This window comes from Prevotella sp. MGM2, from assembly GCF_002933955.1.
GTDB lineage: Bacteria > Bacteroidota > Bacteroidia > Bacteroidales > Bacteroidaceae > Alloprevotella.
The window spans coordinates 19,231-27,570 of sequence record NZ_BEWW01000290.1 but is presented as its reverse complement, the minus strand read 5'-3'; the positions used below and the strand labels follow the sequence as shown (position 1 = coordinate 27,570).

Here is an 8,340-nt window from a genome sequence, read left to right as displayed (position 1 = left end):
GTTAAGGAAGGTTAAATATGTTAAAGTCGAAAAGCCTTCAAACGATCATCTACAGCAAGCTCCAGGCAACCGTCAGTCCGGCCATAACGATAGAAACCATGCTCATAAGCTTGATGAGGATGTTGAGGCTCGGCCCGGCAGTATCTTTGAAAGGATCACCCACAGTATCGCCCACAACAGTGGCTTTGTGCACCTGGCCGCCTTTTCCGCCAAAATTACCTTCTTCCACATGCTTTTTGGCATTATCCCATGCGCCGCCGGCGTTAGCCATGAACACAGCCAAAGCAAAGCCTGCCGAAAGACCGCCTATAAGCAATCCCAGCACACCGCTCACGCCAAAAACCAATCCGGCCAATATGGGAACAACAATGGCCAGAAGCGACGGCAAAACCATCTCGCGCTGTGCCGCACGTGTGGAAATCATCACACAGCGGCCATAGTCCGGTTCGGCCTCGCCAGTGAGAATGCCTTTAATATCACGGAACTGGCGACGCACTTCGTCCACCATCTTCGAGGCTGCACGGCCAACGGCATTCATCGTCAGGCCGCAGAAGAGGAAAGCCATCATGGCGCCGATAAACATGCCTGAGAGCACCTTGGGATTCATGAGCGTCACATCGTAGTAGGTCATGAAATCGCGGAACGATGCCACTGACACATCGACTGCCTGTCCGGCCACATCGATTGTTTCCGTTCCCATACGCGTCAGGCCGATGCGCACTTCCTCCACATAGCTTGCCAGCAGCGCCAGGCCGGTGAGCGCCGCCGAACCGATGGCAAATCCCTTGCCGGTGGCGGCAGTAGTGTTGCCCAAGGAGTCGAGCGCGTCGGTACGCCGACGCACCTCCTCGCCCAGTCCGCTCATCTCGGCATTGCCGCCGGCGTTGTCGGCAATAGGGCCGTAAGCGTCGGTGGCCAGGGTGATGCCCAGTGTCGACAGCATGCCGACAGCTGCGGTGCCTATACCGTAAAGCCCCATTGAGACATTGGAAAAATCACCGCCTGAAGCCAGCAGATAAGAAGCAATAATGCCGGTAACCACGGCTATTACGGGAATGGCCGTGGAGAGCATGCCCAGCCCCAGCCCCGATATGATAACGGTAGCAGCGCCGGTGGTACCGCTTTCCGATATGCGGCGTGTGGGGCGGTAGGACTGCGAGGTATAATACTCCGTGGCTTGTCCTATCACCACGCCCACGGCCAGGCCTACGGCTACGGTGCATCCCATCTGCCACCAGCGGTCCAGCCCCAAGAGCCAAAGAATGAGAAACGCCGCGCCTACGATGAGCACCGAACTGAGGTTGGTACCCAGCGAGAGGGCACGCAACAGATCTTTCATCTTCGCGTCTTCACGGGTGCGTACCGCAAATATGCCAGCAAGCGACAGAACGATGCCCACCGCAGCAATAAGCATGGGCGCAATGACGGCACGCATCTGCATGTCGGCATCACCCTGCACCATATAAGCAGCGGCGCCAAGCGAGGCCGTTGCCAGAATGGAGCCGCAATACGACTCATACAGGTCGGCTCCCATGCCGGCGACATCGCCCACATTATCACCCACATTGTCGGCAATGGTGGCAGGATTGCGCGGGTCGTCTTCGGGAATGCCGGCCTCAACCTTTCCCACAAGGTCGGCTCCCACGTCAGCGGCTTTGGTGTAAATACCGCCGCCAACACGGGCAAAAAGCGCCTGAGTAGACGCTCCCATGCCGAAAGTAAGCATCGTTGTAGTGATAAGGCAGAGTTTGGCCGTTGCCGCCTCCGGAGTTTCGGGAGTAACAGCATCGAGCAGCAGATACCAGAATGAAATGTCAAACAGGCCCAAGCCTACAACGACCAGTCCCATTACGGCGCCGCTTCGAAAGGCCACACGCAAACCGCCGTTGAGCGACGTGCGGGCGGCGTTGGCAGCGCGTGCCGAAGCCGCCGTGGCTGTTTTCATGCCCAAGTAGCCGGCCAGCCCTGAAAAGAAGCCGCCGGTGAGAAAGGCTACGGGCACCCACTCGTTCTGCACGCCGAAACCGTAGGCCATTACGCTGAAGAGCAAGGCCAGAACGAGGAATACCACAGCCACCACTTTATATTGTTGGCGGAGGTAAGACATGGCACCGCTGCGCACGGCCGCAGCGATATAGGCCATGCGCGGTGTGCCTTCGGAGGTTGCGTGCATTTGCCTGTAAAAGATCCAGGCGAAAACCAAAGCGAGTACCGAAGCGGCCGGTACGAGCCAGAAAAGAGGAGTTTCCATAGTGTTGTTTTTGGGTTAGTTGATTTTTTGGGGTATTACACCGCCGAATTTACAGATTTTGTCCGACATTTGTCTCCCTTTATGATTAAAAAAATCTTGTCGTACGGATAAAAAACAGTGCGGCGGACATTTTCTACTCCAACATACACAGAGGCTGTCTGTCTTTATGGAACGAAAATGTCCGCCGCACCGGCATTTTTCGCCAGGCGGTGTGGACGTCTGACGGTATTATGTTCTTTTGATGGACCTGATTGCTCTTTCTATTTGTTGAGTTTCCAAGTAGCGCCTTCCTTGGTGTCTTTCACTTCAAAGCCCAATGCGGCCAGATCATCGCGTATCTTGTCGCTTGTGGCCCAGTCTTTTTCGGCCTTGGCTTTGGCGCGCAGTTCGAGCAGGAGGTCTATGGCGCCGCCGAAGCTCTTCTCGCGTTCGGCGTTGCCTGTGGCTTCCGCCTTGAGGCCGAGGATGTCGAAAGTGAAGGTGTTCATTACTTGCCGCAGAGCCTCCAGTCCTTCGGGAGTGATGGTCTGCTTCTTGTCGGCCAGTTGGTTGACGGTACGGCAGGCGTCGAAGAGATGACTGATGACAATGGGTGAGTTGAAGTCGTCGTTGAGTGCGTCATAGCATCTGGCGGAGAGTTCTTCGGCCAGAGTTTTGTCCAGCGTGCCGCCGGCCTGTGGTTCTATGCGTTCCAGTGCCGCCACAGCGTCCATGAGACGGTCGAGACCTTTCTTAGAGGCTTGCAGCGCTTCGTTGGAGAAGTCGACCGTTGAGCGGTAGTGTGCCTGCAGGATGAAGAAGCGGATGGTCATGGGCGAATAGGGCTGTTCGAGCAACTCGTGACTGCCGTCGAAGAACTGTGCGAGGGTGATGAAGTTGTTGTAGCTCTTGCCCATTTTCTTGCCGGCAATGGTAATCATGTTGTTATGCATCCAGTATTTCACCATCTGGTCGCCCTGCGAGGCTACGGCCTGTGCTATTTCGCATTCATGATGCGGGAAAACGAGGTCCATGCCGCCGCCGTGAATGTCGAAGTGCGCGCCCAGATATTTGCGCCCCATGGCTGTGCACTCACAGTGCCAGCCCGGAAAGCCTTCGCTCCAGGGCGACGGCCAGCGCATGATGTGTTCGGGCTGGGCTTTTTTCCAGAGGGCAAAGTCCACCTGGTTGCGTTTCTCGCCTACGCCGTCGAGCTCGCGGCTGGCGTCGCGCACATCGTCGAGGTTGCGCCCCGAGAGTATACCGTAACGGTGGTCCTTGTTGTATTTTTCAACGTCGAAGTAAACGGACCCGTTCGATTCGTAGGCGTAACCGTTCTCCATGATTTGGCGCACCAGTTCCTCCTGTTCGATGATGTGTCCTGTGGCCCTAGGCTCGATGCTGGGCGGCAGCACGTTGAGTTCCGCCATGGCGGCATTGAAGCGGTTGGTGTAGAACTGCGCCACTTCCATGGGTTCAAGCTGTTCGAGACGGGCCTTCTTGGCTATCTTGTCCTCGCCCTCATCGGCATCATGCTCCAGATGTCCCACATCGGTAATGTTGCGCACATAGCGTACCTTGTAGCCCAGATGCCTGAGGTAGCGGAACACGAGGTCGAAAGTGATGGCCGGGCGGGCATGTCCCAGATGGGCGTCGCCGTAGACGGTAGGACCGCACACGTACATGCCGACATGCTCCGGATGGATGGGGGTGAACACTTCCTTGCGGCGCGAAAGCGTATTGTAGATTTGCAGTTGCTGTTCCATATATAATAAATGTAGTGTATGTCTTGACTCACATTTCAGGCTGAGGCCAGCCGGACGCAAAGTTAGTTATTTTTTTGCAGAGAGTACTTGCCGCCGGTTATTTTTGCTGGCCGGTTTATCGCCTGAAAGGCCGTTAAAGACGCCCTCATTGCATTTTAACACTATTTGCTTTCGGCCGGAAAATATCGTATCTTTGTAGCAGCGAAGCGGGATTCTCCAGTGAGAAGTCCCGCTTTTTCATTGTTTTTCAGGCATGTATGAAGAGAAAAACGCCGTATTCCGTCCTCAAACTCCAAGTATTACAGTTGAAATTCGAAGTATTCGTGTTAAATTTCGGATAAGGACTTTGTTGATTCGAATAACAGGAATGCTACTTTTATCGCTCAAAAATGTAACAGAACGTTAAATATGTTAATTTCCCCGCTTCGCATGGCCACCGAAAAAGTGAAGTGCCCCTCGCAGCTGTCGTATCTTTGCACCATCAACGTTGAGGCCGATGGAGCGCGGCCGGTGGTCGCTCCCCGAAAACTTTAATTCATCAAACATCCGATTACCATGAAATTTTACGCTAAAAACAATGCAGACAACCAGCCCGTAGCCGTTGACGACAAAAAGAACGTGTGGAACATCATCATACAGGTGCTTGTAGCCGCCATTACAGCTCTGGCTGGGGTCTTTACAGGCAACGCCATGACACTCTGAAAACGGACATTGCTCCCATAACCTCTAAAAGGCGGCAGCTGCTTTGCGCAACTTCCGCCTTTTTATTGCACAAACGTTTGCTTTTTGTGTCATTCTTAATTAACTTTGCAGAGCAAAAATCACAAAAATCCTTATGACACCTATTACCAGTCTGAAACTTCTTTCCGAGCATCTGGCCTCACAGGGCCGGCGATGGCGCATTGCTGTGGTGTGGGGCACCGACCATTCCACCCTCGCAGCCGTGACACGGGCCGTGGAATGCGGCTTTGCCGAAGCCATATTCGTAGGCGCGGCCCTCCCCCCCTCCGACCAATCCCTGCGGTCTGCGCTGAGCGGACATGTGAGCCATGTGACAGCCTCCGACGCCACACAGGCCGCCCGCCTCGCTGTGGAGCTCATACGCGACGGAAAGGCCGACATCCTGATGAAGGGGCTTGTAGGCACCGATGTGCTCCTGCGTGCGGTGCTCGACAAAGAAACCGGCTTGCTGCCGGCCGGCCGCGTGCTCACTCACATGGCCGTGACGGAGTGGCCCGAATACGGCAAACTGCTGTTTTTCACCGATGCCGCCGTCATACCCTATCCCACGCGGAAACAGCGTGAGGCACAGGTGGACTACGCCGCCCGTCTGTGCCGGGCTTTCGGTGTGGCACGGCCGCGGATCGCCCTCATTCACTGTTCGGAAAAAGCCAGTGAGAAATTTCCATACACTCTGGAATACGCCTGCATGGCGGCCGAAGCCCGCGAAGGCCGGTGGGGCGACATTGTGCTTGACGGCCCGCTCGATGTACGCACCTCCTGCGATGCCGTCGCCCTGCACGTGAAAGGCATCGGCTCACCGCTGGAGGGGCGTGCCGACGCACTCGTATTTCCCGACATCGAAGCCGGCAACACGTTCTACAAGTGCATGACGTACTTTGCCCACGCCGCCACCGCCGGCATGCTCTGCGGAACATCCGCCCCGGTAGTGCTGCCCTCGCGGGGCGACTCGGCCGAAACAAAATTCCACAGTCTGGCCATGGCGGCCATCACCGTAGACCACCCGGCAGAAGACGGGCAGGAAACACTCTGACCGCCAAACTTTCACAACAAACATTCCACACATGAAGATACTAGTTATCAACCCAGGCTCCACTTCTACCAAAATAGCCGTCTACGACGACGAACAGCCCATACTCCTGCGCAACATCCGCCATACGGTAGAGGAACTGTCGCAGTTTGAACATATAATGGACCAGCACACTTTCCGGCGCGACATCGTGGTAGACGAACTCGACCGCCTTGGCGTGACCTTCAACTTCGACGCCATCATCGGCCGCGGCGGGCTGGCCAAACCTGTCGGCGGCGGGGTTTACGAGGTCAACGAACAGATGTGCGACGACATGTATCATGCCAAACGCCAGCACGTATGCAACCTGGGGTGCATCATTGCTTACGAGCTGGCACGCAACGTATCCGGTTGCCGCGCTTTCATAGCCGATCCCGCCGTGGTGGACGAAATGGAAGACGTGGCGCGCATCAGCGGATCGCCGCTCATGCCCCGCGTGCCGGTGTGGCATGCCCTGAACCAACGCGCCATAGCCCGCCGCTACGCCCACGAAAACGGCAAGCAGTATGAAGACCTCAACCTCATTATCTGCCACATGGGAGGCGGAATATCCATAGCCGCCCACCGGCACGGACGGGCCATCGACACGAACAACGGCCTCGACGGCGAAGGGCCTTTCTCGCCCGAACGCGCGGGGTCACTGCCGGCGGCCGACCTCATACACCTCTGCTACAGCGGACGCTACACAGAGGCCGAACTCCTGAAACGCATAGCGGGACAGGCCGGACTGATGGCCCACCTCGGCACCACTGACGTGAAGGAAATAATAGGCCGCATTGAAGCCGGCGACAAAAAAGCCCAACTGCTCATCGAGGCGATGATTTATCAGACAGCCAAATGTATAGCCGCCGAGGGAGCCGTGCTCTGCGGCAAGGTGGACGCAGTTCTCATAACCGGCGGTATGGCCCATGCCGACTACATCACCACACGGCTACGGCAACGGGTCAGCTTTCTGGCTCCGGTACACATCTATCCGGGCGAGGACGAAATGCAGGCACTGGCGCTCAACGCACTGGCCGTGCTGCGCGGCCGGCGCGAACTGAAGCGCTACGAATAAAACGGATAAAAACCAGTACAAAAAAAGCGGCATGACAACGATCATAATATCTTTCTCGTTGTCATACCGCTCCTGTTTACGGCAAGCTGGCAAGCGGTTAGCGCGCAGCTTTTATCGCTTCCAGAACTTCCTCGATAGTAAGTTTTTGCTGCTCGCCCGTAATCATATTTTTGAGTGCCACACGGCCTTCGGCCATTTCAGTTTCACCGACCAGAGCCACAAAAGGCACCTGCAGGGCATTGGCATAGGCCATTTGCTTTTTCATTTTCACACTGTCGGGATAAACTTCGGTGGCTATGCCGTTTTGACGCGCCACTGCGGCCAAGCGGAGGCAATGGGCAGCCTCGGCGGCGCCGAAGTTGATAAAGAGCAGCTGCACGCCGCTTTGAGTTTCACGCGGATAAAGATCCAGCTGTCCCAACACATCATAGATACGGTCGGCTCCAAAGGAGATGCCAACTCCGCTCAATCCCGGCAATCCGAAAATACCCGTCAGATTGTCGTAACGGCCGCCGCCGGTAATGGAGCCGATCTGCACGTCGAGCGCCTTTACCTCGAAAATGCAGCCTGTGTAATAATTAAGGCCGCGCGCCAAAGTGAGATCCAATTCGATAGGATTGTTCAATTCGGAAGCCTTGAGCGTTTCAAGTACAAAAGCTGCTTCTTCCACTCCTTTCAGACCGATTTCGGAATCGGCAAGCACCTCGCGCATCGTGGCAAGTTTCTCTTCGTTTGTCCCCGAAAGGGCTATAATGGGCTGCAGTTTGTCTACCGCCGCCTGGTCAAGCCCCACGGCACGCAACTCTTCGTTGACCTTTTCAAGACCAATCTTATCGAGTTTGTCGATGGCCACGGTAATATCGACTATCTTGTCGGCCGCTCCGATTATTTCGGCTATCCCCGTGAGTATTTTACGGTTATTGAGCTTAATGCACACACGGATGCCGAAACGGGTGAACACTTCATCGACAATCTGCATCAGCTCCACCTCGTTGAGCAGCGAATCGCTGCCAACGACATCGGCATCACACTGATAGAACTCGCGATAGCGTCCCTTTTGCGGTCTGTCGGCACGCCACACCGGTTGTATCTGATAACGCTTGAAAGGCATCTGAAGCTCTTCGCGATGCTGCACTACGTAACGGGCAAAGGGCACAGTAAGGTCATAGCGCAACCCCTTTTCGCAGAAACGTGAAGCCAATCTGCCGGCACTTTCCGAGCCATAATCCTCAGGCGTGACAGCGGTACGGAAATCGCCGGAATTAAGAATCTTGAACAGCAACTTGTCACCCTCTTCACCATATTTGCCCATGAGTGTGGAGAGATTCTCCATAGCGGGTGTTTCGATGGGCCTGAAACCATAGAGGGCATACACCTCACGGATGGTATTGAAGATATAATTGCGTTTGGCCATTTCCACGGGACCGAAGTCGCGGGTGCCTTTGGGAATTCCTGGTTTTTGAGACATAATATAATA

Annotated in this window: 7 protein-coding genes; 4 read left to right on the top strand and 3 right to left on the bottom strand. The window is 55.4% G+C overall.

From position 1 onward, the window contains the following. Positions 1 to 49: 49 nt before the first annotated feature. Positions 50 to 2,251 (bottom strand): sodium-translocating pyrophosphatase, encoded by a 2,202-nt coding sequence (locus tag C5S62_RS09400; RefSeq protein WP_104405123.1) that lies wholly within the window; start codon positions 2,249 to 2,251, stop codon positions 50 to 52. A 260-nt stretch (positions 2,252 to 2,511) separates the two neighbouring features. Next, entirely contained in the window at positions 2,512 to 3,996 is a 1,485-nt protein-coding gene (gene cysS, locus C5S62_RS09395) for a cysteine--tRNA ligase (protein ID WP_104405122.1), read from the bottom strand. 408 nt (positions 3,997 to 4,404) lie between these two features. Here cysS and C5S62_RS14050 point away from each other — a divergent pair, with 408 nt between their 5' ends. From C5S62_RS14050 to buk, 4 genes are all read left to right on the top strand, one after another. Next, on the top strand, positions 4,405 to 4,530 hold the full coding sequence (locus C5S62_RS14050) for a hypothetical protein (RefSeq protein WP_255400149.1): 126 nt from the start codon (positions 4,405 to 4,407) through the stop codon (positions 4,528 to 4,530). A 21-nt stretch (positions 4,531 to 4,551) separates the two neighbouring features. Continuing rightward, positions 4,552 to 4,698 carry a smalltalk protein gene (locus tag C5S62_RS14135; protein ID WP_150136599.1) on the top strand — a complete coding sequence of 49 codons (147 nt, stop codon included), beginning with the start codon at positions 4,552 to 4,554 and terminating at the stop codon, positions 4,696 to 4,698. A 133-nt stretch (positions 4,699 to 4,831) separates the two neighbouring features. Continuing rightward, positions 4,832 to 5,770, top strand: a complete 939-nt coding sequence (locus tag C5S62_RS09390) for a phosphate acyltransferase (protein WP_104405121.1) — start codon at positions 4,832 to 4,834, stop codon at positions 5,768 to 5,770. Positions 5,771 to 5,801: 31 nt separating this feature from the next. Continuing rightward, complete coding sequence (buk, locus tag C5S62_RS09385; protein ID WP_104405120.1) at positions 5,802 to 6,863, top strand: butyrate kinase; 1,062 nt, start codon at positions 5,802 to 5,804, stop codon at positions 6,861 to 6,863. A 97-nt stretch (positions 6,864 to 6,960) separates the two neighbouring features. Here buk and hisS read toward each other — a convergent pair whose 3' ends face one another. After that, complete coding sequence (gene hisS / locus C5S62_RS09380; RefSeq protein ID WP_104405119.1) at positions 6,961 to 8,331, bottom strand: histidine--tRNA ligase; 1,371 nt, start codon at positions 8,329 to 8,331, stop codon at positions 6,961 to 6,963. Positions 8,332 to 8,340: the final 9 nt, after the last annotated feature.